The sequence below is a fragment of the Pseudodesulfovibrio mercurii genome, from assembly GCF_000189295.2.
Taxonomy (GTDB): domain Bacteria; phylum Desulfobacterota; class Desulfovibrionia; order Desulfovibrionales; family Desulfovibrionaceae; genus Pseudodesulfovibrio; species Pseudodesulfovibrio mercurii.
On record NC_016803.1, the window covers coordinates 463,214 to 483,728 of the forward strand.

The 20,515-nt window shown below is 61.3% G+C and carries 21 protein-coding genes, 1 tRNA gene and 1 other RNA gene; 16 read left to right on the top strand and 7 right to left on the bottom strand.

Going from position 1 to position 20,515, the window contains the following annotated elements; genetic code table 11:
* Positions 1-4: 4 nt before the first annotated feature.
* Both DND132_RS02135 and DND132_RS02140 read right to left on the bottom strand, forming a co-directional pair.
* Positions 5-304, bottom strand: coding sequence for a hypothetical protein (locus tag DND132_RS02135; RefSeq protein WP_014321062.1), 300 nt, complete (start codon positions 302-304; stop codon positions 5-7).
* A gap of 148 nt (positions 305-452) precedes the next feature.
* Positions 453-842: a flagellar protein FlaG gene (locus DND132_RS02140; RefSeq protein WP_014321063.1), complete on the bottom strand. Its 390-nt coding sequence runs from the start codon at positions 840-842 to the stop codon at positions 453-455.
* Positions 843-1,117: 275 nt separating this feature from the next.
* Here DND132_RS02140 and DND132_RS02145 point away from each other — a divergent pair, with 275 nt between their 5' ends.
* The 7 genes from DND132_RS02145 (at position 1,118) to DND132_RS02175 (ending at position 8,678) form a co-directional block, all read left to right on the top strand.
* Positions 1,118-2,236: a DUF342 domain-containing protein gene (locus DND132_RS02145; RefSeq protein WP_014321064.1), complete on the top strand. Its 1,119-nt coding sequence runs from the start codon at positions 1,118-1,120 to the stop codon at positions 2,234-2,236.
* Positions 2,237-2,239: 3 nt separating this feature from the next.
* Positions 2,240-2,992 (top strand): motility protein A, encoded by a 753-nt coding sequence (locus DND132_RS02150; RefSeq protein ID WP_014321065.1) that lies wholly within the window; start codon positions 2,240-2,242, stop codon positions 2,990-2,992.
* 21 nt (positions 2,993-3,013) lie between these two features.
* Positions 3,014-3,778, top strand: coding sequence for an OmpA/MotB family protein (locus DND132_RS02155; RefSeq protein WP_014321066.1), 765 nt, complete (start codon positions 3,014-3,016; stop codon positions 3,776-3,778).
* A gap of 4 nt (positions 3,779-3,782) precedes the next feature.
* Positions 3,783-4,535 carry a flagellar motor protein MotB gene (locus DND132_RS02160; protein WP_014321067.1) on the top strand — a complete coding sequence of 251 codons (753 nt, stop codon included), beginning with the start codon at positions 3,783-3,785 and terminating at the stop codon, positions 4,533-4,535.
* 321 nt (positions 4,536-4,856) lie between these two features.
* Positions 4,857-5,738, top strand: a complete 882-nt coding sequence (locus DND132_RS02165; protein ID WP_014321068.1) for a formate/nitrite transporter family protein — start codon at positions 4,857-4,859, stop codon at positions 5,736-5,738.
* A 218-nt stretch (positions 5,739-5,956) separates the two neighbouring features.
* Entirely contained in the window at positions 5,957-8,089 is a 2,133-nt protein-coding gene (locus tag DND132_RS02170) for a molybdopterin-containing oxidoreductase family protein (RefSeq protein ID WP_014321069.1), read from the top strand.
* 10 nt (positions 8,090-8,099) lie between these two features.
* Positions 8,100-8,678 carry a 4Fe-4S dicluster domain-containing protein gene (locus DND132_RS02175; protein WP_014321070.1) on the top strand — a complete coding sequence of 193 codons (579 nt, stop codon included), beginning with the start codon at positions 8,100-8,102 and terminating at the stop codon, positions 8,676-8,678.
* Between the two features lie 208 nt (positions 8,679-8,886).
* Here DND132_RS02175 and ssrA read toward each other — a convergent pair.
* Positions 8,887-9,272: a transfer-messenger RNA gene (ssrA, locus tag DND132_RS17920) on the bottom strand.
* A 703-nt stretch (positions 9,273-9,975) separates the two neighbouring features.
* On the opposite strand from ssrA, the gene DND132_RS02180 reads away from it, so the two are divergent.
* A complete protein-coding gene (locus tag DND132_RS02180) occupies positions 9,976-10,374 on the top strand; it encodes a desulfoferrodoxin family protein (RefSeq protein ID WP_014321071.1) in 399 nt (132 codons plus the stop codon).
* 121 nt (positions 10,375-10,495) lie between these two features.
* On the opposite strand, the gene DND132_RS02185 is transcribed toward DND132_RS02180, so the two are convergent.
* Positions 10,496-10,801, bottom strand: coding sequence for a hypothetical protein (locus tag DND132_RS02185; protein ID WP_014321072.1), 306 nt, complete (start codon positions 10,799-10,801; stop codon positions 10,496-10,498).
* A gap of 330 nt (positions 10,802-11,131) precedes the next feature.
* On the opposite strand from DND132_RS02185, the gene DND132_RS02190 reads away from it, so the two are divergent.
* From DND132_RS02190 to DND132_RS18140, 3 genes are all read left to right on the top strand, one after another.
* A complete protein-coding gene (locus DND132_RS02190; protein ID WP_014321073.1) occupies positions 11,132-12,022 on the top strand; it encodes a hypothetical protein in 891 nt (296 codons plus the stop codon).
* Between the two features lie 211 nt (positions 12,023-12,233).
* Positions 12,234-14,480, top strand: a complete 2,247-nt coding sequence (locus DND132_RS02195; RefSeq protein ID WP_148266927.1) for a hypothetical protein — start codon at positions 12,234-12,236, stop codon at positions 14,478-14,480.
* Positions 14,481-14,574: 94 nt separating this feature from the next.
* Positions 14,575-14,988: a hypothetical protein gene (locus tag DND132_RS18140; protein ID WP_148266928.1), complete on the top strand. Its 414-nt coding sequence runs from the start codon at positions 14,575-14,577 to the stop codon at positions 14,986-14,988.
* A gap of 116 nt (positions 14,989-15,104) precedes the next feature.
* On the opposite strand, the gene DND132_RS02200 is transcribed toward DND132_RS18140, so the two are convergent.
* Both DND132_RS02200 and DND132_RS02205 read right to left on the bottom strand, forming a co-directional pair.
* Positions 15,105-15,181 (bottom strand) — tRNA-Met (locus tag DND132_RS02200).
* Between the two features lie 89 nt (positions 15,182-15,270).
* Complete coding sequence (locus DND132_RS02205) at positions 15,271-16,062, bottom strand: undecaprenyl-diphosphate phosphatase (RefSeq protein WP_014321075.1); 792 nt, start codon at positions 16,060-16,062, stop codon at positions 15,271-15,273.
* A gap of 125 nt (positions 16,063-16,187) precedes the next feature.
* Here DND132_RS02205 and DND132_RS02210 point away from each other — a divergent pair, with 125 nt between their 5' ends.
* From DND132_RS02210 to DND132_RS02220, 3 genes are read left to right on the top strand one after another with little or no spacing between them, the layout of a single operon-like run.
* Entirely contained in the window at positions 16,188-16,370 is a 183-nt protein-coding gene (locus DND132_RS02210) for a hypothetical protein (protein WP_014321076.1), read from the top strand.
* Positions 16,371-16,379: 9 nt separating this feature from the next.
* Positions 16,380-17,555, top strand: a complete 1,176-nt coding sequence (lptF, locus tag DND132_RS02215; protein ID WP_014321077.1) for an LPS export ABC transporter permease LptF — start codon at positions 16,380-16,382, stop codon at positions 17,553-17,555.
* Positions 17,552-18,679: an LptF/LptG family permease gene (locus DND132_RS02220; protein WP_014321078.1), complete on the top strand. Its 1,128-nt coding sequence runs from the start codon at positions 17,552-17,554 to the stop codon at positions 18,677-18,679. Before lptF ends, DND132_RS02220 begins: the two co-directional genes overlap by 4 nt.
* Here DND132_RS02220 and yihA read toward each other — a convergent pair whose 3' ends face one another.
* Positions 18,680-19,261 carry a ribosome biogenesis GTP-binding protein YihA/YsxC gene (gene yihA / locus DND132_RS02225; RefSeq protein ID WP_014321079.1) on the bottom strand — a complete coding sequence of 194 codons (582 nt, stop codon included), beginning with the start codon at positions 19,259-19,261 and terminating at the stop codon, positions 18,680-18,682.
* 111 nt (positions 19,262-19,372) lie between these two features.
* Here yihA and DND132_RS02230 point away from each other — a divergent pair, with 111 nt between their 5' ends.
* Positions 19,373-19,831 carry a type II 3-dehydroquinate dehydratase gene (locus DND132_RS02230; RefSeq protein ID WP_014321080.1) on the top strand — a complete coding sequence of 153 codons (459 nt, stop codon included), beginning with the start codon at positions 19,373-19,375 and terminating at the stop codon, positions 19,829-19,831.
* A 50-nt stretch (positions 19,832-19,881) separates the two neighbouring features.
* Positions 19,882-20,439: an elongation factor P gene (gene efp / locus DND132_RS02235; RefSeq protein ID WP_014321081.1), complete on the top strand. Its 558-nt coding sequence runs from the start codon at positions 19,882-19,884 to the stop codon at positions 20,437-20,439.
* Positions 20,440-20,515: the final 76 nt, after the last annotated feature.

Here is a 20,515-nt window from a genome sequence, read left to right on the forward strand (position 1 = left end):
GGGTTCAGGCGATCTTGTCGGCGATGGTCCCGATGCCGGTGTCGGCAGCGGCCTGGTGCACGGCCTGCTGGATGTCGATGTCCGTGCCGGAGGAGGAGAAGTCCGTGCCCGCCCCGAGGTAGTCCTGGGTCCGGGAGGCGACCTCCAGCCCGGCCACGGCCTGTTCGCGGTTGTCCAGGCCGCCCGCCGTATTGATGCCCGAGGCGATCTCGTCGTTGTAGTCCCTGACGGACTCCGGGCCGAAGAGCTGGTTGCCCAGGCTCATGCCCTGCACCGTGTCCGTGGAAATGCTGATGTCCGACATGGGCGCCTCCTTGTTCGGGCGGTCTACTCCTCGACTATGCCCAAGCTCCAGCGCCTTGGCAAGCCCGTGAGAGCGGGGCGCGCCAACGCCAAAGACGCCCCCTGGCACAGGGCCGGGGCGCGCTCCATGGCTGCGTGGGGACAACGGCCTAGGACACGCGGTCCAGGAACCCCTGTCCGAGACTCTTCAGGGACTTGGTCAGCTTGATCAGTTCGTCGTCCGGAATCTTGCGGATGGTCTTCCCGTCGGAATCGACGATCTCCACCTGAATCGTGTCGTTGTTCTCCAGGATGTTGAACTTCAGCTTGACGTTGTTGGCCTCAAGGTGTTCCTCGGCCTCGCCGATCAAGGTTTCCAGTTCTTCCCGGGTCGGACTGTCGGACTGCCTGTCCGCCCCTGCCTTGCTCTGCGCCGTGACCGCGTCGTCGCGCCGGGACAGGCCGTCCTGGGAGGACGACCTCTGCACGGCCGTGGCCGGAACAACGCTCTCCGAGCGCAGCTCTTGCTTCATGTCGATGTTCATCTCGGGGATATTCATGGTCTCCCTCCCTGGTGTTGCACGAATCATCCCAACCTAATATGCCTCTTACGTTCAGTATCGGCATGTTCTTCGTTATCTTTAGGGGCAGACAATATTTGATGCCACGTATTGCGCGGACAGCCAAAAAGGTGATAATTATTGACGATAAGTAGATAATTCCATACGATCCCCATGTTTTCGACAGGCTTGTAACAGGCTGGTACGCCTGCGGCTTTTCGGGATATCGCCGCCGGTGGACGACCGGTTTTCCCAGCCAATCATCCAGAGGGGCAATGCCGTTTTTCCTGAAACATTACTTCAACCCTGACTGGGATCCGGCCAAGCTCAAGCCGGAGGAGCAGGCTGACGGCAGCGTGGACCATCACGAACGCCAGTTCGTCACCAACGTGGCCGCCGGGGACCTCATCGCCGAGTGGATTCCGGTGGAAGATGCCGGGGCGGACCTGGACGAACGGTTCGTGTCCGAGGAAAAGTCCTTTCCGGCGGGCACGGGCACGGGCATCAAGCGGGACTCCCCGGACAAGCTCTTCGCGGCCGTGGACGGCTACGTCTGCTACAAGGAGGGCCGCATCCTGGTCCGCAACCCCCTGACGGTCCACTCGGATATCGACTACCACACCGGCAACGTGGACTTCGTGGGGAACGTGGTGGTCGAGGGGTCCGTGCGCAGCGGCTTCACCATCGAGGCCGGGGACGTGCGGGTCAACGACCAGGTGGAAGGGGCGACCATCAAGGCCCGGGGCAGCCTGGACTGCCGAGGCGGCGTCAAGGGCGGCAAGGAGGCGCTGCTCAAGGCCGGCAAGGACATGAAGCTGGCCTTTTGCGAGTATGCGACCCTGCTGTCCGGCGGCGACATCATGATCAAGGGCGCGCTGATGCACAGCGACGTCTACGCGGGCAAGCGGCTGGCCGTGGGCGGGCGGCTCACGGGCGGCACGGTCTGCGCCTACAACTACATCTACGTGGGCGGGCAGCTCGGCGGGGGCATGGACACGGACACCTCCCTGATCCTGGGCTACAAGCCGTCCCTGCTCTATGCGGACCAGCGGTACAACGTGCGCATCAAGGCGCTGCACGAGGACATCGCCTCCTACGAGAAGACCCTGAACCGGGGCGAGGAATTTCGGGCCGAGTACGAGCCGCGGCTGGAGTCGGCCCGCAGGGAGCTGGAACTGCTCAAGAACATGAAGGTCAAGCTGTGGGACGGCATCTACGCCACCGAACGGCTTGACGAATGCCGGGTCCTGGTGCCCGGCGTGGTCAAGCCGGGCGTGGAAATCTGCATCGGTTCGGCGTACTACAAGGTGGATGATTTTTTGGAAGACGTCTTCTTCTACCATGAGAACGGTGAAGTCAGAATCGGCGCTTCATCCGGAAAGAGCAAGAAATAGCATATGGATATCGCAACTCTCATCGGTCTGGCGGGTGCCTTCGGTCTGGTCATCACGACCATCTTCATGGGCGGCAACGCGGCGGGGTTCATCGACATTCCCTCGGTGGTGGTTGTCATCGGCGGCACCTTCGCCGTCACCTTCGTCATGTTCCCCATGGGCGTGGTCATCAACGCCTTCAAGGTCGGCATGAAGACCCTCATGTTCAAGTCCTCGGACCCCCAGGACATCATCAGGCTGATCACCTCCCTGGCCGACACGGCCCGCAAGGAGAGCCTGGTCGCCCTGGAAAAGGTCAACATCGAGGACCAGTTCCTCAAGAAGGGCGTGATGCTGGTCGTGGACGGCTCCAGCGAGGGGCTGGTCCGCTCGGTCATGGAGATCGAGCTGGAGTTCATGAAGCAGCGCCACCGCCAGGGACAGGCCGTGTTCAAGGGCATGGGCACCATGGCCCCGGCCTTCGGCATGATCGGCACCCTCATCGGCCTGGTCAACATGCTCTCCAACCTGTCGGACCCGTCGTCCATCGGCCCGGCCATGGCCGTGGCCCTGCTGACCACCTTCTACGGGGCCATCATGGCCAACGTCATGTTCCTGCCCATGGCCACCAAGCTGGAGGAGCGGTCCGCCGAGGACGTCCTGTTCATGCAGATCATGATCGAGGGCGTCTCCTCGCTGCAACGCGGGGACCATCCGTCGGTGGTCAAGGAAAAGCTCCAGGCCTTCCTGTCCCCGGCCCTGCGCGAAGCGACCTAGTCCCCGGCACCCGGAGATACCATGGCCAAGGTCGAAGAAGTCATACGCAGAAAGCCGCCGGAGGACCCGCCGGGCGACGAGGGGCTGCCGCCGTGGATGGCGACCTTCGCCGACATGGTCACGCTGTTGTTGTGTTTTTTCGTGCTCCTGCTGTCCTTTGCCCAGCAGAGCGAGGAGAAGTTCCGCGACGCGCTCGGCTCGCTCAAGGGCGCCTTCGGCGTGAAGGAGGTCCGCGCGGTCTCCGACGAGATGGCCCAGTTCAACACCAGTTCCGAGGCGACCAAGGAGATGGCCTCGTCCATCTCCCACGACCAGCGGCTGCTCCTGTCCGTGGTCATGCGCATCAAGTCCATGGTCGAGAACCTGGACAACAAGCTGAAGGAGGGGGCCGGGGTCAACGCGGACCGCGACGGGGTGGTCTTCCGGACCAGTTCGGCCGCGCTGTTCCAGCCGTTCACCGCCGAACTCAGGCCCGATGCGACGCAGATCCTGGACGGGGTCATCAAGGTCCTCAAGGACTACAAGCTGAACCTTGTGGTCCGGGGACACACGGACGACCGGCCCATCCATACGGCCAAGTACCCGTCCAACTGGGAGCTGTCCGCGGCGCGGGCCGCCGTGGCCCTGGACTACATCGTCAACAAGGGCGGCATTGAGATCAACCGGGCCAAGGCCGTGGGTTACGCCGACACCCGGCCCGAGGTGCCCAACGACACCGAGGCGGACCGGCTGAGGAATCAGCGGGTGGAATTTTACATACACATGCCCCAGCGGGACGCGTGGTAGAAACATGGCCGACCAGGAAGCATTGGAACAGCAGGGCGGGGGACCCAAGTCCGATCCACCCAAGCCCGACGAGGGGATTCCGCCGTGGATGGCCACCTTCGCCGACATGGTCACGCTTCTGTTGTGCTTTTTCGTCCTGCTCCTGTCCTTCACCAACCAGGACGTGACCAACTTCCGCAAACTCATGGGCTCCATCCAGGAGGCCCTCGGCGTGCAGTACGAGGATCGCTCGGCCCAGTCCGTGCCCTATGCGGACACGACCTTCAAGGAGCGGCAGAGCGTCCGTGAAAATCGGCAGATCGTCGAGCTCGGGGTGATCCTCAAGAAGGCCATCCGGTCCAAGGACCTGACCCACATGGCCAAGGTCAGCTCGGACAAGTCCGGGGTCATGCTCCGCCTGAGCAGCCAGTTGCTCTTCGACAAGGGGTCCGTGGAACTGACCGCCGAGGCCAAGCAGGCCCTGCAGATGGTCATCGACTCCATGAAGCAGACGGACTTCAACCTGGTCATCCGGGGCCACACCGACGGCGAGACGCCCGAGTCCGTCCAATACGGCTCCAACTGGTCCCTGTCCGCGGCCCGCGCGGCCAGCTGCCTGCGCTACATCATCGAGCACTCGGACATCCCGGCCACGCGCATGAAGGCCGTGGGCTACGGGGGCTCCAAGCCGCTCCTGCCCGGCACCTCCGAGGAAAACCGCCAGGCCAACCGCCGGGTGGAGTTCTTCTACATGCCGCCGGGCCGCTCCAAGTGGTAGCAGCTCCGCTTTTCGGCAACGCATAAGGCCCCGGCGAACCGTCGCCGGGGCCTTTTTGCCGGGGAAGGGCGAAATTCCCGTATGCCGCCTCCTGCGCCCACGGCCTGCGCCCGGAGGACGGACCTTCTTGTCCGCGCGTTGCCGTGGCGCGGCGTCGGCGGAGCGAACGAGCGCCAGGGTTTCCGGTCGATTGGATGCATAATCATTCGTTCATATTTCTTCTGGTCATACTCCCCTGTCTGGCGTAACATTTTTGTAGGCAGGTACAGGCCCGAGACGACGAAACCGAGCTGCGGCCCGCAATGGGCCGGGAGGTGATGTATGCCCGCAAACCTCGATGAACTCGTCATTCGCGTTGCGGACATATGCTCCTACAAATGGGACATGGTGCGCAACCGTCCCTGGGCCTTTCTCATTTCCTCGTTTTCCGGGGGCGCCATGGTGGTCTTCGGCGCCACCTTGGCCCTGTCGGTCTCGGCCGGGGTGGGCGAGCATCTGGGGCCGGGCTTCGCCAACCTGCTCATGGGCCTCGTCTTCATGTTCTCCCTGGTCGTCATCATGATGTCGGGCATGACCCTGGTCACGGCCGACATGTACATCGGCGTCATCGGGATATTTCACAAGCGCATCGGCTGGGGCCGCTTCATCTGGGGCATCGCCCTCGGATATGTGGGCAATTTCGTGGGCAGCATGTTCTTCATGTGGCTGATCAGCAAGAGCGGGGCGTATGCGGCCTGGCCCTGGCTGGCCAAGTCCCACGCCATCGGGGTGGCCAAGATGGGCTACACCGCGACCCAGATATTCGTCATGGGCATCGTCTGCACCTGGATGCTCCAGACCGCCGCCATACTGTTCGTCAAGGCCGAGGGGGACATGGCCAAGATCGCCATGGCCGCCTACGGCCCCCTGGCCTTCGTGGCCGGCATGACCGAGCACTGCATCGCCAACATCGGCTTTCTGGCCCTGCCGCTCTTCCAGCAGGACGTGTTCCTGGAGGCCGCCCGGCAGGCGGGACAGGCCGCGCCGATCCTCCTGCACTGGGGGTTCGGCCAGTACGGCTGGGCCCACAACCAGCTGTACACCGTGCTGGGCAACATCGTGGGCGGCATCCTGTTCGTGGGCATTCCCTTCCAGCTGGTTTCGAACGCCGAGCGGGTGAAGAAGCTCTACAAGGACAAAACCTCTTTCATCATCAAGTTGTAATTATGGATTATTCACCGCTGAATCTCATCGTGTGGGGACTGTTTTCGGCCTTTGCCGCCATTGTATGGATCGTCGCGCGCGGCTTTGCGCGGCGTCACCCGGATTATCCGGGGGATATACCCGACAGGCTCGAGTGACGTCTGCCGGGTGGACGGCTCCAACGGATCGCACTGCGGACAGGTGGGAACGTGACGGAGTCGCAACACAAGGAGGCACACATGGTACAGGACGGATGGCATCCAACCGTTTGCTATCAATGCAAGGCGGAATGCGCTATCCTGGCGAAAATCCGGGATGGACGCGTAACGGAAGTCAAGGGCAACCCGAAATTCGGCGGCAAGGCCTGCGTCAAGGGCATGGCTGGCGTCACGCTCCAATACGCCAAGGACCGGCTGACCATGCCGCTCAAGCGCGTGGGCGAGCGGGGGGAGGGCAAGTTCGAGGAGATATCCTGGGATGAGGCCTTCGACATCATGGAGGCGAAGCTGCGCAGCCTGTATGACCGGGGAGAGGCGCACAAGCTCACCTACAGTTTCTTTCCCCACTCCCTGACCGATCCCAAATGGCATTTCCTCAATGCCTACGGCGGGTACATCAACACCGGCCTGCCGCACTGCGATTCGGGCAAGATCGTCTCCGAGATCAAGTGCTGGGGCGGCATTCCCAACCACCACATCCCGCCCGCCTGGTTCACCATGCCAAAGGACGGCATCATCCTGCTGGTCGGGCGCCACGCCTTCGGCTGCCTGGACGACGCCTGCGTGCCCAGGGACATCATGGAGGCCATGGACCGCGGGGCCAAGCTCGTCGTCGTGGACCCGATCTTCAGCCCGGACGCGGCCAAGGCGGACTGGTGGATTCCCATCAGGCCGTCCGGGGACACGGCCCTGTTCCTGGGCATGATCAATCACATCATCGAAAACGACCTCTACGACAGGAAATTCGTCGAGGAATGGGTCCGCGAGGGCGACTTCGAAAAGGTCAAGGCCCACGTCAAGGACATGACCCCCGAGGCCATGAGCAAAATCTGCGACGTCCCGGCCGAGGACATCCGCAGGCTGGCGACCATGTGCGCCCAGGCCCCGGCCGTGGGCGTGGACGGCTTCAAGTCCATCATGCTCGGCCAGGCCCTGGACTTCGGGCACGCCTGGTCCATCTTCCTGGCCATCACCGGTAATCTGGACAACCCCGGCGGCCAGCCCATTCCGCAGCTGACGCCCATGAGCCCGGTGGAGCCGCTGCCGCCCGGCCCGGCGCCCCTCCAGGAGAAGGGGTTCCACCGGACCGGCCCCAACAGCGAGGCGTTCAGGAACTACAGCTTCATCCTGGAGCCCACTTGGTACGAGGCGCAGGCCATCAAGGACGGCTCCCTCAAGATACTGCTGGTCACCGAGGCCAACCCCGCGCTCACCGAGATGGGCAACCGGGAATGGCAGAAGGCCGTGTGCATGAAGGACGAGAACGGCGAATACCTCCTCGAATTCCTCCTGAACACGGACATCATGCTCTCGGAAACCAGCAAATACGCGGACCTCGTGCTTCCGGACCAGACCCACTTCGAGCGCTACGAGCTGCTGTACATGCCCTGGTGGTACAACTTCGGCCACGGCGTGCTGCTCCGGCAACCCCTGGTCGAGGCCCCCGGCGAGGCCATGCACTCCAACCTTGTCTTCATCGAGCTCGGCAGGCGGCTGTTCCCGGAATACTTCCAGTTCAAGGACGACGTCGAATACTACGACATCCAACTCAAGGGACTGGGGCTTTCCGTGGACAAGCTCAAGGCCATGGGCGGGCGGTGGTCGCCCGGAACCATCGGTTTCCGCAAGTACGAGAACGGGGGCTTCAACACCCCGAGCGGCAAGGTGCAGCTCTACTGGGATGACCTGGAGGAGCGGGGCCAGCAGCTGCCACGTCCCATCCTGGCCCCGGAATACGATGCGCACGAGAAGGACTATCCCTTCATCATGATCAGCTACCGGCGCATCCACATCAACGGGACCGGACCCTGGTCCTGCAACAACGCCCAGCTGCGCGACCCCATGTCGGGCCAGGAGACCAATCCGGCCATCCTCAACCCGGCCGCGGCCGCCAGGCTCGGCATCAAGGACGGCGACGTGGTGACCATCGCCTCGGAGACGGGCGAGCTGACCATGCCGGTCATGCTCACCGAACACATCCGGCCCGACTGCGTGGGCGTCATGCACGGCTTCGGCGCGACCGTGGGCCGCGTGGCGGCGGGGTGCGGCTACTGCGACAACGAGCTCATTCCCGACGCGGGCTCCCACCTCGAGTGGCAGGATCTCGTGGGCGGCGAGGCGCACGTCTCCACCAGGGTGCGCATAAGCAAGTAAGGAGGAAACGATGCAACAACTCGGTTTGATGATAGATATGAACAAATGCATTGGCTGCAAGACGTGCGTGGTGGCCTGCCGCAATCACAAGGGCATCGTGGACCACGAGAACTGCATGCCCGGACAAATCCCGTTCTACCTTCGCGTGGAGTCGGCCACCCAGGGGACCTATCCCAAGGTTTCGGAGCACTGCTGGGTGGTGCCGTGCCAGCACTGCAAGAATCCGCAATGCGTCAAGGCCTGCAAGGCCGGGGCCATCACCAAGGACCCGCAGAACGGCATCGTGCGCATCGACCCGGACAAGTGCACGGGTTCCGGGGCCTGCATCGAGGCATGTCCGTACCACGTCATCCAGTTCGACGCGGTGCGCAACAAGGCCCACAAATGCGACCTCTGCTACGATCGCGTCGTGGCCGGCGACCCGCCGGTCTGTGTCGAGGTCTGCATGACCGACGCCATCACCTTCGGCGAGCGGGACATGCTCCTCCAGAAGGCCCGGGACATGGGCCGGGAAATAGACAGGAAGATGAGCGCCATGTCGATCATCTACATGAAGCCCACCCCGAAAAACACGCTGGCCGGGGCCTGACGGTTCGAGAAACCCTGAAACACGAAAGGTGCACTCCGCCGGAGTGCACCTTTTTTGTTGTCCATCCCGTCGGAGCGGGGCGCACGTCCGCCCGCGATGCCCTGTGCGTCGCCGGGGCAAGGCCGTTGCCATTCCCCTGCCCGGAAAAGAGAAAAGCCCCCGCAAAGCAGGGGCTGATGAAATTTCTCCGTGATGAACGGAACAAAAATGGTGGAGGCGGGGAGAGTCGAACTCCCGTCCGAGAACGATCCGCGAAAGCGTCTACAGGTTTAGGTCCGGATTAAAATTTCGCTCGACGGGTTGCTCCGGGCCGGACGGCCGTCGAACTAGATCCTTTGAGTGTTTCGCAGCTCCGGCAAGGAACGAACCTCGGCTTGCTAGCCCTATGATTTGACGACCCTGCCCGCGTATAAGGCGTCGGCGGGAGAATCGTGACAAGCTGTGTTGTCAGGTGCAACTCTGCAATTAAGCAGCCATTGCGTATTCGTAATTGTCGTTGGCAATTATCTTTGTGGTCGATTTTTACGAGGCCATCGACCAACCTCGACCTGCGGCTTCGGCTTCAACTATCCCCGTCGAAACCAGTGCGCCCCCATGTCAAAGAACCGTTCGGGACATCTCCTATATAAGGTCTCGGGCCCGTTTGGCAACCAAAACAGCTCAATTTTTCACCGATGGGGGATTATTCGCTATCGTCGGAATATATTCAATACATTCGGTATGATATTAATAATCTAGATAATATCTAGTTTTTCTTTAGAGTATTTGGGCCCGATTCACGGCCTGTTCCAAGGGGCAAATCGTATCCTTAGGGAGTCCGTAGGGTTGGGGATGTGCCGGTGGAAGCCGAAAGTCTAGACATGGCCGGGGAAGGCGAGGCGGCGTCGGCCCGGCCCTGTCTCCGGAGGGGCCTTTCCGAGCGTTTGCGCGCCAACATCCCTGGCGGTCGTGGGGCTGCGGTTTCACGTCGCATGGAGGGAGATGCGCGTGCTCCGGCAGTTGAACCGCGTCCCGAGTGTCGAGCCTTTCCCTGTGGATGTGAGACACGTTGAACACCTCCGGCCGTTCCGGAAGGCAAGGAGGGGGGCGGCCGTTACGGTCGCCTTGCGGGTGCCCCCGGCTTTCGGAATCGGCTGATTCCTGGGACTGTCGTGTAAGAGGCGGAACAGGACGGTCTTCTGCCGTGAAACAAAACGGGAAAAAGACGGTGTGCATCCGATTTGTGTCCTGCAGGAGGTTGCAAGTCGGCCGGAACGTGGTAAAGTGAGGACAATAATCATTCCTTACAGGAGGCATCATGAGCAACAGACGCGTTTTCCTCAAATCGGCCCTGGCCCTGGCGGCCGGGCTTTCCCTGGGCGTGCGCAGGGCCTCGGCGGACACCGGCCCGTTCCCGTCCAACATCGTCTACACAGCCGACGATCCGGGCCAGTGGGCGAAAAAGGCACCCATCCACCTGCCTCAGGTGAGCATGGCGGACGGCAAGCTGACCGTACAGACCAAACATCCCATGAGCGCGGCCCATTACATCGTCCGGCACACGGTGGTCGGCGCGGACGGCAAGGTCATCGGCGCCCAGGTCTTCACGCCCGAGGACAAGCCGGTCTCCACCTACGACCTCCCGCCCAAGGGCGAATACTACGCCACGAGCTTCTGCAACCTGCACGATTTCTGGGTGACCAAGTTCACGGTCTAGCCCGGAACCAAGGAAAAGCCCGCACGGTTCGCCGTGCGGGCTTTTTTGCCGATGAGACACGGGGAATGGCCTGTCGGAACCGGTCCCCGGACAAACTTGCCGTGGAACCGTTCGACACGGATCATTGTTTCGTGGCGCCAACCTCGAACTCGTAGGTCAGCTGTCGATGCGGCGCCTTCGTCGCGGTTTGTCCGAACCCTTTTTCGATCATCCCCAGTTCTCGAATGATGAGGGAGACGTTCTGCAATATTTGTCTTGTCTGCCGACAGGAAAGGGGCTGGGAAATATCTTCCACGCTCTCCCTGATGCGTTCGGCCTCTTCAAGCAGCTTTTCAATGGCACGCTCAAAGGCGTTTTGCGTGTTGAACGTCTTGGTTACGAGATCTTCAATGATTCGGATCGCCTGTTCGGCGCTTGGATTTTCCATGTCGCGATATGCCCTCCGATTCCGTTGTTTTGAATTTTCAAGCAAATTCGACGCCGTACATCCATCAGTTTTATTAACAAAGCCTGTTGATTTATTTTTGTCGGACGCAAATGGTCCGTGTTGTCCAATCCTCGCCCCATGCGGAATGAGGAAGGTCGGGCGCAGGGGCTTGGCGATGTCCCGGGTGCGTTCCCGGTCGTTTGTCGGCCGAAGCGGCCCTGACCCGTACCAGAGGTCAATGTGGGAAATTATTTGACAATGTCTCTTCGTGTAGTCTTTGATGATTGGTATTGATCGGACATAATAGGTCTAACCGGAAAGGGCCCGACAATGCACAACGATACGGATACGGCCTCCAATGGTGGGGGGAAGCAGTCTCTGACCACGAGGCTTCTCCGGTTTGCCGGTGATCATTCCATCTTCATCGTGAGTTTGCTATTTTGGGTGATTGTCTGGTCCCTGGCGTTCGAAGTTCTGTTCACCTATTCTTTCCTCTTAAGTCCTTTTTTGATCGTCCTGTATATTGCCCTGTTGATAGGCCATGAGAAAATGCGGCTCAAGCCCGTCGCTTCCTTTGCCTGGGCCTATCCCGCCGCCTGTCTGTTGGTAGTCGGCGCACTGTATTGCGCAACCGGCCTCGGGGCCCGATCCTCCGTGTACCGGCTGGGCATGGATATCGAGACTCCGCACGGCGTGGTTTCCTGCGGCAGCATGGTGGAGGTCGTGGACGGGCGCAATCCGATACGATCATTGCGCCGTGTCCATTCCGGGAAATTGGAGGTCAGGGGTGAAGCCGTCTATTGTGATCTGGGAAACGACAATCAGGTGGTCGCGATCCTTGCCTTTGACGACGACCAGAACGGAACGTTCAAATTGGCCGCGCTTCCGCGGACTGCCAGGCAGCGGGGAAGGGCGATCGAAGGCGCCGACCGGGTGGAGATCAAGGACGAATTGATCCTGGTGCGTTTTGCGGACGTGGATGATTTGATGAGCATCAAACGCATCGTCCCGGCCGACTTCCAAACCGAATTCGGTCCGGGATATGCCTTCGGGCGGTTCTGGCTGGAACCGGTGGACGGCCCGTACGTCGGCGCCGGAATCGAGACGAGGCTGCCTTGGGTTGTGCGGGCCCGGGACGGGCTGTACCTCTACGCCTACGCCTACGCCCTTCGCCAAATCGGGGTTGTCTGCGGCTACAATCCGTTCAAGCGCGATTGGTAGCGGCGGGCGTTGACTCCTTTGACCGCATCGCCTGGAAACGTAAAAAATACCAGCTCGTTCGCCTCCAATGAACGATCATATCGGGACGCCATACATGCAATCGACGACACGCTGTATTATCTTGTTATTGTTGTGTTCCCCGCTGCTCATGGGGATGATGCCGGAAAAAATCGGCTCGATTTCGCTGGAGAGCAAGGCCAGCAACCTTTGCGTGAGTTCCGACGGCTCGCTGGTGGCCGCGCAGGGCACGGGGGAAATCCTGCTCATCGACACGGCGGACCCCGCCCATCCACGGGTGGCCGGTCGAATCAAGGTGGACGGCGGCGGCAGGAGGCTGGCCCTTTCGCCGGACAACAAACTGCTGCTTACGGTCATAAGCTATTACAAGTACAAAAAGACCAAGCCGGACGTGGTCGAGGCCTTCGACGTCTCCGATCCGCGTAGGCCCCGGCGTCTCTGGAAGCAGACCTATGCCGCCAACCTCATCGCCATTGCCCCGGATGCGAGCGCCTACGCGGTCCACGAGGATGTGAAGAAGCATTCCGAGTGGAAGGTCACGGTCTATTGGACGAATTTCCGCCATCTCCCGGCGAAGTCCTTTGCGAGCTATCCGTCCATCGGCGGGCTGCTGTTGTCGGAAGGCGGCCGGTCATTGGCCCAGTCCAATCAAAGTACGCTTATGGAGGTCGAATTCGACGACGCGGGCATGTCCGTCCGGGAACGAAACGCACCGGGCATCCCGGTCCTGGGGTTCCCCGAGGGGGACATCCTGTTTCGTGACGGGGCCGGGCCGAGGCTGACCCTGTACCACAACGCGCCGGGCATTCCCCGTACAGGCAGCGTGGATTACGCCGACCTCCTTTGGCAGCCCGGGTATCGGTACTTGAAGAGCGCCAGCAAGCGGACGGCGGTCATCGGCGACCGCTTCAACCGGATTGCCGTCATCGACCGCTCGCAACCGGTAGGCCCCCGGATAACCCGGATCCTGCAATTGCCCACGAACGCCTGGAATTGCGCCCTCGATGCGCAGGACCGCCTGTATGTCATGCGCACCGCCAAGCAGCGGGATTCGATCCTGGATATCTACGACCTCGACGGGGAGCCCCGGTCCGGCGCGGACTGGGGAGCGCTGCAACAGGCCTATGCCGACGCATTGAAGACCCTTGAGAGAACGGACAAGCCGCGCAGCGTGCTGGAGATGTACGCCAGGGAGCGGCTGGTTGCGGCCATGCCCCAGGAGCACCTGGACGCGGAGCAGGACGGCCTTTCCCGTCGGCTGGCTGCTCGGATATTTCGCGAATATGCAATGCTGGTGCGAACCCCCAGACCGCGTAGGGAACCATATGCGCAGGCCGCACTGGAGCGCGCCATCGAACTCGATCCGTCGGACGCCCAGTCTCACCTGCTGCTGGCCGATCTGCTCAGGCGTTCCCTCGGGCCGCTCCTCGACTGGGACAGGAAGCTCGCCGTCATGGCCGATGCCGAGCGGCACTACCGCGCCTATCTGGACCTGGGCGGGGAAGCAACGCCGGAGATAACCGGCTTTCTGCGGGGCGAACCGGGCGCGGGGCGCTCCCTGAATCTCTGTCAGGCCGTGGCGGAATACGCCAATGCCGGGCGTCTGGAGGAATTGATCGCCGAGACCGGGACCATCGACGTGCCCAGGGAGGGGAAGCGGTACGATTTCCTGTTCTCGTACGAGGGCACGGCGCGCTGCCCGAGTTTCAGGATCCGGAACGTTTCGGACGGCTCGGCCGCCGATTCGGACGCGTTCTTTATCTTTCCGGATGATCGGTGGTGGGCGTGGAACGGCCGTTTCGGCCTGGTCAGCTATCGCGGCGAGATACACCTGCTGTATTTTCAGGATGCCCGTCACCCCGTGCGGAGTTTCTCCTTTACGGGAACGGGAGGCTGCGAGTTCACGTCCGAGACGGAGATGTTCATCGGCCCGGCGGCCACCGAGCCCGCCCTGTGCAGGGATATCCTGGCCGGCAAGGGGCCGGAGTCGATTCCGTTCATCAAGAACGAAAAGCCCCTGCTGAACGAGGTGAAGGAGCGGTATTTCCAGACGGAGGCCATGGGTACGGCCGTGCTGGACCTCGCCAACGACGGCCACCCGGTCACGGTCACGCACCTGGACATGGCCAGCGGCGCCGGGCCCGGTTGCGACAAGGATTTCTTCGAGCTGCTCGACGGCGAGGGCGCGCATTTCAGCGATTCGCCCCTGCGGGCTCCCTTGCTCGAAATGCAGGGGGTCGGAGGGGGGCCGTTCGACCGCTGCGGCGGCACCGGCCGGTTCTTCCGTTACGGCGGCAAGCTCTTCCTGGAGTATCACTCCAAGGCTTCGATCTCCTTCAACAACAGGCAAGAGTACCATGACGTCAAGAAGATCGAGGACGGGAAGGTCGAGGACGTCTGCGATTTCCGGTTCAAGACCCACGTGAAGGTCGCCGACTAGGGGGCGTGGGGTCCTTTCGTTTTAAGGATAGTTGATCGGGACGTGATTGTTTACCCACTATGGTAAACACGGAAACGCAACATCGGGAGACGAAATGAAAAAAATGATTTTTCCCGTCATTGTTCTACTGTTGTTATTTACATGGCAACTGTCGCTGGCGTCCGATCATATGGACATGCCGAAAGGGGAATGGTTGTGTTATAGCGAAGTCATATGCAGTTTCTATGGTGATATGACCATAGATTCCAATACAATCAAGTTTAAGGAAACAGGACCAATCCACTATAGGATCATACGAAGTACCGAGAATCAAACAACCATTGAATTGGACAGGGCGCCTGATTGTGGCAGGTTTATCATTATCGGTCCATATGATAAGAATGAAAATTTTTTGGACTTCTCCGTTTATAAAACAAAAGAAGATGCCTTGGCTGTAACCGATACGGATATTAAAAACAACATACATCCAAAGTGTTGCACTTGGGGGCTGTACGACAAGGGGCGCTAGTGCCCGGGATATCACGGACGAGCCATTGTTTTTCGCCGCATTGGGTTTTGTCCGGCGGGAGGGCAAAAAGAAAGCCCGTAAAATCGGGTTGATTTTACGGGCTTCCGTTTCATTCGTGGTAGCGAGGAGAGGAATTGAACCTCCGACACTGCGGATATGAGCCGCATGCTCTAACCATCTGAGCTACCTCGCCACGTTTCGCCGAAGCGGTCACAGTCTATAGACCGTCTTTTCCGGCTTGGCAAGTGGAAATTCCCGGTTCGGCCGGAAAATTGGAAGGTGCTACAAAAACAGGAGAATCAGGGCGGCCAGGACCAGGCGGTACACGGCGAAGGGGCGCAGGGTCAGGCGGCCCAGCAGGACGATGAACCCCTTGACGGCCAGCCAGGCCGCGATGAAGGAGACCACGAAGCCGATGAGCAGGAAGACCAGATCGCCGCTCTCGAACAGGGCGTAGTTCTTGAGGAAGTCGTAGCCCGTGGCGGCGAACATGATGGGCACGGCCGCGATGAACGAGTACTCGGCGGCCACGGTGCGCTTGGTCCCCAGGAGCATGCCGCCCATGATGGTCGAGGCGGACCGCGAAAAGCCCGGCCACAGGGCCAGGCACTGGAACAGGCCGATGCCCAGCGCCGTCTTCGGGGTGATCTCGTCCAGGGTCAGGGTGGTCTTCTTCAGGTCCAGGGCCTCGACCACGAAGATGAGCACCGCGCCCACGGCCAGGGAGATGGCCACGGTAAAGGGCGAAAAGAGATATTCCTTGATGTAGTGGTGGGTCAGCAGGCCGAGGACCGAGGCGGGCAGGGAGGTCAGGAACAGGAGCCAGAGGCCGTACACGCCCGAAAATTTGCGGCTCTTGTCCGGGAAGATCAACCCCACGAAGCGGTCCCAGTACAGGACCACCACGGCCAGGATGGCCCCGAGCTGGATGACGATCTCGAAGGTGTCGGCCTTGGGACCGGTGAAATTCAGGAGGTGTCCGGCGATGATCAGATGGCCCGTGCTCGAGATGGGCAGGAATTCGGTCAGGCCTTCGACAATGCCGAGAATGATCGCAACGTACCAGGGCGCCATGTGATCCTCAGAGGTTGAGTGCGGAACGTACGCTAGGGTCTAGACCAACTAACACCGTCTTGCAACCCCTCGGAAGCTGGTGTATTTCCTTTCGCTGTAAGGATGTTCAACCACAGGAGCGACCCATGACGACCATCATGCCCCAAAGCGAACTGACCCGCAAAGCCGTGGCCTGGATCTGCGAGCTGCGGGACAACGGCGACGAACGGCCGCTCTCCGCGCTCATCGAAGAGGCGGGCGGGCGCTTCAACCTCAGCCCCAAGGACATGGAGCTCATCATCCGTTTCTTCAAGGAAAACAAGGGCTGATTCCCTGCGGTGAAGCTTCTCCAGCGTCAGATATTCCTGGAACTGTGCAAGCTCTTCGGCTTGACCGTGTCCTGCCTTCTTGGGCTCATCCTGGTGGGCCGGATGCTGCAGTTGCGCTCGCTGTTCCTCTCCCAGAACATCGGGGTGCTGAACATCCTCCAGCTGTTCTTCTACCTGACGCCGTTTTTCCTGCTGCTGATCACGCCCATCGCCACCATGCTCAGCGTGTTCCTGACCTTCCTGCGCATGAGCACGGACAACGAACTGGTGGCCCTCAAGGCGAGCGGGGTCAGCCTGTACCGCATGCTCCCTGCGCCCGTGCTCTTTTGCAGCCTGTGCACGCTGTTCGCCTTCTTCATCTCCTTCTGGGGGCTGGCCTGGGGCATGGACATGTTCAAGACCAAGCTCTATTACTTCGCCAAGACCCACTCGAAGTTTGCCCTGCAACCTGGCGTGTTCAATAAGGAATTCCCGAACATCACCTTCTACGCCCACCAGGTGGACAACGAGAAGGGCGAGTTGAAGTTCGCTTTCGTGCGCGACGATTCCATCAAGGGAACCTCGGTGGTCGTGGTCGCCCCCGAGGCCGAGGTGGTCTCCAATCCCCAGGAGGCCAAGATCCACGTTGTCTTCCACAACGGCCGCATCTTCCGCCAGAGCGGCGACGAGCTGAACATCCTCAAGTTCCGCAAGTATTCCATCAAGCTCGACCTGGGCAAGCTGCTGACCGGCTTCAACTTCGCCGAACAGAAGGCCAAGGACATGCCGTTCTTCCGATTGCGCGACATCCGCAAGGATCACAGCCTGATGCCGCATGAGAACGAGCGCTTCTTCCGCAAGGTGGACACGGAGTTCTACAAGCGGCTGACCCTGCCGCTGGGCTGCTTCATCCTGGGCCTGTTCGCCATCCCCATCGCCTCCATCTTCCGGGGGCTCAGGCAGCAGTACGGCCTGCTCCTGGCCATGGGCCTGTTCATGGTCTACTACACCATGTTCTCCATCGGCGTGAGCATGGGCGAATCGGGCACCATCCCGCCGGAATACGGCATGTGGGCCCCGGACATCCTGTTCATCTTCGTGGCCCTGGCCGGGCTGCGCTACGCCAACCTTGAGCGCACGCCCACGGTGGTCCACTGGCTGCTGCACCTGCGGTTGACCCGCAAGGGCGGGGAGGCCGAGGCATGATCGGCGTCTTGAGCCGGTATCTCATCCGGCAGAACCTCTATCTCATGGCCATCTGCCTGGCCGTGGGCACCTCCCTGTATCTTCTGTCGGACATCTTCGACCGGCTGGACGACTTCATCCGGGCGGGGCTCGGCGCGCAGACCATCCTCTTCTATTTCATCGTCAAGATACCGCTCATCGTCTCGCAGCTCATGCCCGCGGTCTTTCTCCTGGCCATGGTCGTCCAGCTGGGCGTGCTGGCCAGGTCCCGCGAGATGCTCGCCCTGCGCGCCGGGGGCGTGTCCTTCGCCTGGTTCATCCGGTTCTTCGTGATCTATGCCCTGATCTGGAGCTGCGGACAGCTGGTCTTTTCCCAGTTCCTCGGGGTCTTCGGCGAGCAGGAGGCCAACCGCATCTGGAAGGAGGACGTGCGCAAGAAGCAGCTGGACGAGCTGACCATCCACAACCTGTGGTTCCGGGACGGGCCGTTCATCGTCCAGGCCAAGGAGGCCCAGCCGAGCAAGAGCCGGGCGAGCGACATCACGATCTACGAGTTCACCACGGACAACCAGGAGCTGATCCGCATCCTGAACGCCAAGAAGGCGCTCATCGACGATCACGGCTGGGGGCTTTTGGACGTGCACGAATTGGACACCCGGACCTTCATCACCGTGGACCGGCCGTCCCAGTTCCTGTCCGTGCGCCAGAACCTCAAGGCCTACGCGGCCGTGGAGCTCAAGGGCGACACCGCGCAGCTGCCGCTCATCGAACTGTCCAGGGCCATAGCGCGCCTCCAGGAGTCGGGCTCCAACGTGGAGATGCTTCTGACCATCTGGCACGGCAAGCTGTCCTATGCCTTCTCCATGGTGGTCATGGCCCTGCTGGCGCTCGTGCTGGTGACCTTTTCCGAGAACGTCTACGCCAACATCGGCCTTGCGCTGATCCTGATCTTCATCCAGTACGGGATGCACGTGGTCGGGGCGACCGCCGGGGAGAAGGGGGTGCTGCCGCCCATCCTGGCGGCCTGGCTGGGCAACGGGATCATGGCCGCGCTGGCGAGCCTGCGGTTGGCCTGGGTGGCCATGCCGGGCTTCAAGGCCATGATCCGGACGGCCGTGGAAGGGCTCATTCCCCGGCGGGCGTGATCACAGCCCGGCGTATTCGCCGAGCCGGGCCCACAATTTTTCCTCGCCCTTGCCGGTCTTGCTCGAAAAGAGCAGGGGAGGGCGGTCCTGCTGGAGGATGTCCTGCCACTGCTTCTGGAGCTGGGCCAGCTCCCGCTGCTTGGGCTTGTCCGCCTTGGTCAGGACGGGGATGACCGGGATGGACAGGCCGCGCACGTAGCCGGTCAGTTCCAGGTCCAGTTTCTGCGGCGAAAGCCGGGCGTCCAGAAGCACGGCCACGGCCTTGAGGTGCGTGTTGCCGGTTATATAGGCCTCGATGAGCTTGGCCCACTTGATGCGCTCCTGCTTGGAGCACTTGGCGTAGCCGTAGCCGGGCAGATCCACCAGATAGTAGCCGTCCGGGTCCACGCGATAGTAGTTGAGGCTGCGCGTCTTGCCCGGCTTGGAGCTGATCTTGGCCAAGGCCTTGCGCCCGGCCAGGCGGTTGACCAGCGAGGACTTGCCCACGTTGGACCGGCCCGCCAGGGCGATCTGAGGGGCATCCACGTCCTCAAGCTGCTTGATTTCGTATATTGTTTTGACTAACTCGATGGTTCGGTTCATAAAGAGGTACCGTTTCGCAAGTTGGTTATCGAACGCCCCCACTCTTGTTTTTTTCTCGGGGCGCGTCAAGGAAGCGGGCAATACACCATCCCGCGCCACAAGGAAAGATGCATGTCAGCACTCAAGATTCTGATCCTGAACGGCCCCAACCTCGGTCATATCGGAACCCGCCAGCCCGAGATCTACGGCTCGCAGACCATGGACGACATGCCCGAACTCCTCGCCCGGGTCATGGGCGACAGGGCGGGTGACGTCGAGCTTGCGCATTTTCAGTCCAATTCCGAGGGCGGGCTCATCGACCGGCTGGAGCGGGCCCGCGAAGAGGGCGTGGACGGCGTGGTCTTCAACGCCGGAGCGTACACCCACACCTCCCTGGCCCTGGCCGACTGCCTGGCCTGGATCGGCATCCCCTGCGTGGAGGTGCACATCAGCAACATCTGGGCGCGCACGGACCAGCCCCTGCGCCAGAAATCCCTGATGGGCGAGAGGTGCGTCGGCGTCATTGCCGGATTCGGGATTCTGGGTTATGCCCTCGGTGTCCAGGCGCTCCACCAGCGCCTCCGGGCATAGGATCGTTGAAAAATACCCGGGGACACCCCGGAAACCATTTGGAGAAATATATGATTCAGACCAAGGATTTCAGGACAGGCCTGAAAATCGAGATCGACGGCAAGCCCTTCGAAATCATCGAATTCCAGCACTTCAAGCCGGGCAAGGGCGGGGCCATGGTGCGCACCAAGCTGCGCCAGATGCTGACCGGCCAGGTGCTGGACAAGACCTTCCGCTCCGGTGAAAAGGTCGACAAGCCGGACATGGCCGTGGCCGAGATGCAGTACATCTTCCGGGACGGCGAGCACTCCGTGTTCATGGACCTCGAGACCTACGAGCAGATGCACGTGCCCGCGGCCAACGTGGGCGAGAAGGGCGGCTTCATCAAGGAAGGCGACACGGTCAAGGTCCTTCTGTACAACGGCGAGCTCATCGGCGTGGACCTGCCCGCCAACGTCAGCCTCAAGGTGGCCCAGACCGACCCCGGCATCCAGGGCGACCGCGTGTCCAATGCCACCAAACCCGCCACCATGGAGACGGGCCTCAAGGTCAACGTCCCGCTCTTCATCAACGAAGGCGACACCATCAAGGTGGACACCCGGACCGGAGAGTATCTTGGTCGCGAGTAAAGCGGACTTGCAACTCGTTGTGTAAATTGCGTAAAAAAGGTCGTGGGCGGGTTGCCGTCCAGGACCTTTTTTATCA

Bases quoted from the DNA above. Each gene is read 5' to 3' on its own strand.
- DND132_RS02135 (WP_014321062.1), bottom strand. From the start codon at position 304: ATGTCGGACATCAGCATTTCCACGGACACGGTGCAGGGCATGAGCCTG.
- DND132_RS02140 (WP_014321063.1), bottom strand. From the start codon at position 842: ATGAATATCCCCGAGATGAACATCGACATGAAGCAAGAGCTGCGCTCG.
- DND132_RS02145 (WP_014321064.1), top strand. From the start codon at position 1,118: ATGCCGTTTTTCCTGAAACATTACTTCAACCCTGACTGGGATCCGGCC.
- DND132_RS02150 (WP_014321065.1), top strand. From the start codon at position 2,240: ATGGATATCGCAACTCTCATCGGTCTGGCGGGTGCCTTCGGTCTGGTC.
- DND132_RS02155 (WP_014321066.1), top strand. From the start codon at position 3,014: ATGGCCAAGGTCGAAGAAGTCATACGCAGAAAGCCGCCGGAGGACCCG.
- DND132_RS02160 (WP_014321067.1), top strand. From the start codon at position 3,783: ATGGCCGACCAGGAAGCATTGGAACAGCAGGGCGGGGGACCCAAGTCC.
- DND132_RS02165 (WP_014321068.1), top strand. From the start codon at position 4,857: ATGCCCGCAAACCTCGATGAACTCGTCATTCGCGTTGCGGACATATGC.
- DND132_RS02170 (WP_014321069.1), top strand. From the start codon at position 5,957: ATGGTACAGGACGGATGGCATCCAACCGTTTGCTATCAATGCAAGGCG.
- DND132_RS02175 (WP_014321070.1), top strand. From the start codon at position 8,100: ATGCAACAACTCGGTTTGATGATAGATATGAACAAATGCATTGGCTGC.
- DND132_RS02180 (WP_014321071.1), top strand. From the start codon at position 9,976: ATGAGCAACAGACGCGTTTTCCTCAAATCGGCCCTGGCCCTGGCGGCC.
- DND132_RS02185 (WP_014321072.1), bottom strand. From the start codon at position 10,801: ATGGAAAATCCAAGCGCCGAACAGGCGATCCGAATCATTGAAGATCTC.
- DND132_RS02190 (WP_014321073.1), top strand. From the start codon at position 11,132: ATGCACAACGATACGGATACGGCCTCCAATGGTGGGGGGAAGCAGTCT.
- DND132_RS18140 (WP_148266928.1), top strand. From the start codon at position 14,575: ATGAAAAAAATGATTTTTCCCGTCATTGTTCTACTGTTGTTATTTACA.
- DND132_RS02205 (WP_014321075.1), bottom strand. From the start codon at position 16,062: ATGGCGCCCTGGTACGTTGCGATCATTCTCGGCATTGTCGAAGGCCTG.
- DND132_RS02210 (WP_014321076.1), top strand. From the start codon at position 16,188: ATGACGACCATCATGCCCCAAAGCGAACTGACCCGCAAAGCCGTGGCC.
- DND132_RS02220 (WP_014321078.1), top strand. From the start codon at position 17,552: ATGATCGGCGTCTTGAGCCGGTATCTCATCCGGCAGAACCTCTATCTC.
- yihA (WP_014321079.1), bottom strand. From the start codon at position 19,261: ATGAACCGAACCATCGAGTTAGTCAAAACAATATACGAAATCAAGCAG.
- DND132_RS02230 (WP_014321080.1), top strand. From the start codon at position 19,373: ATGTCAGCACTCAAGATTCTGATCCTGAACGGCCCCAACCTCGGTCAT.
- efp (WP_014321081.1), top strand. From the start codon at position 19,882: ATGATTCAGACCAAGGATTTCAGGACAGGCCTGAAAATCGAGATCGAC.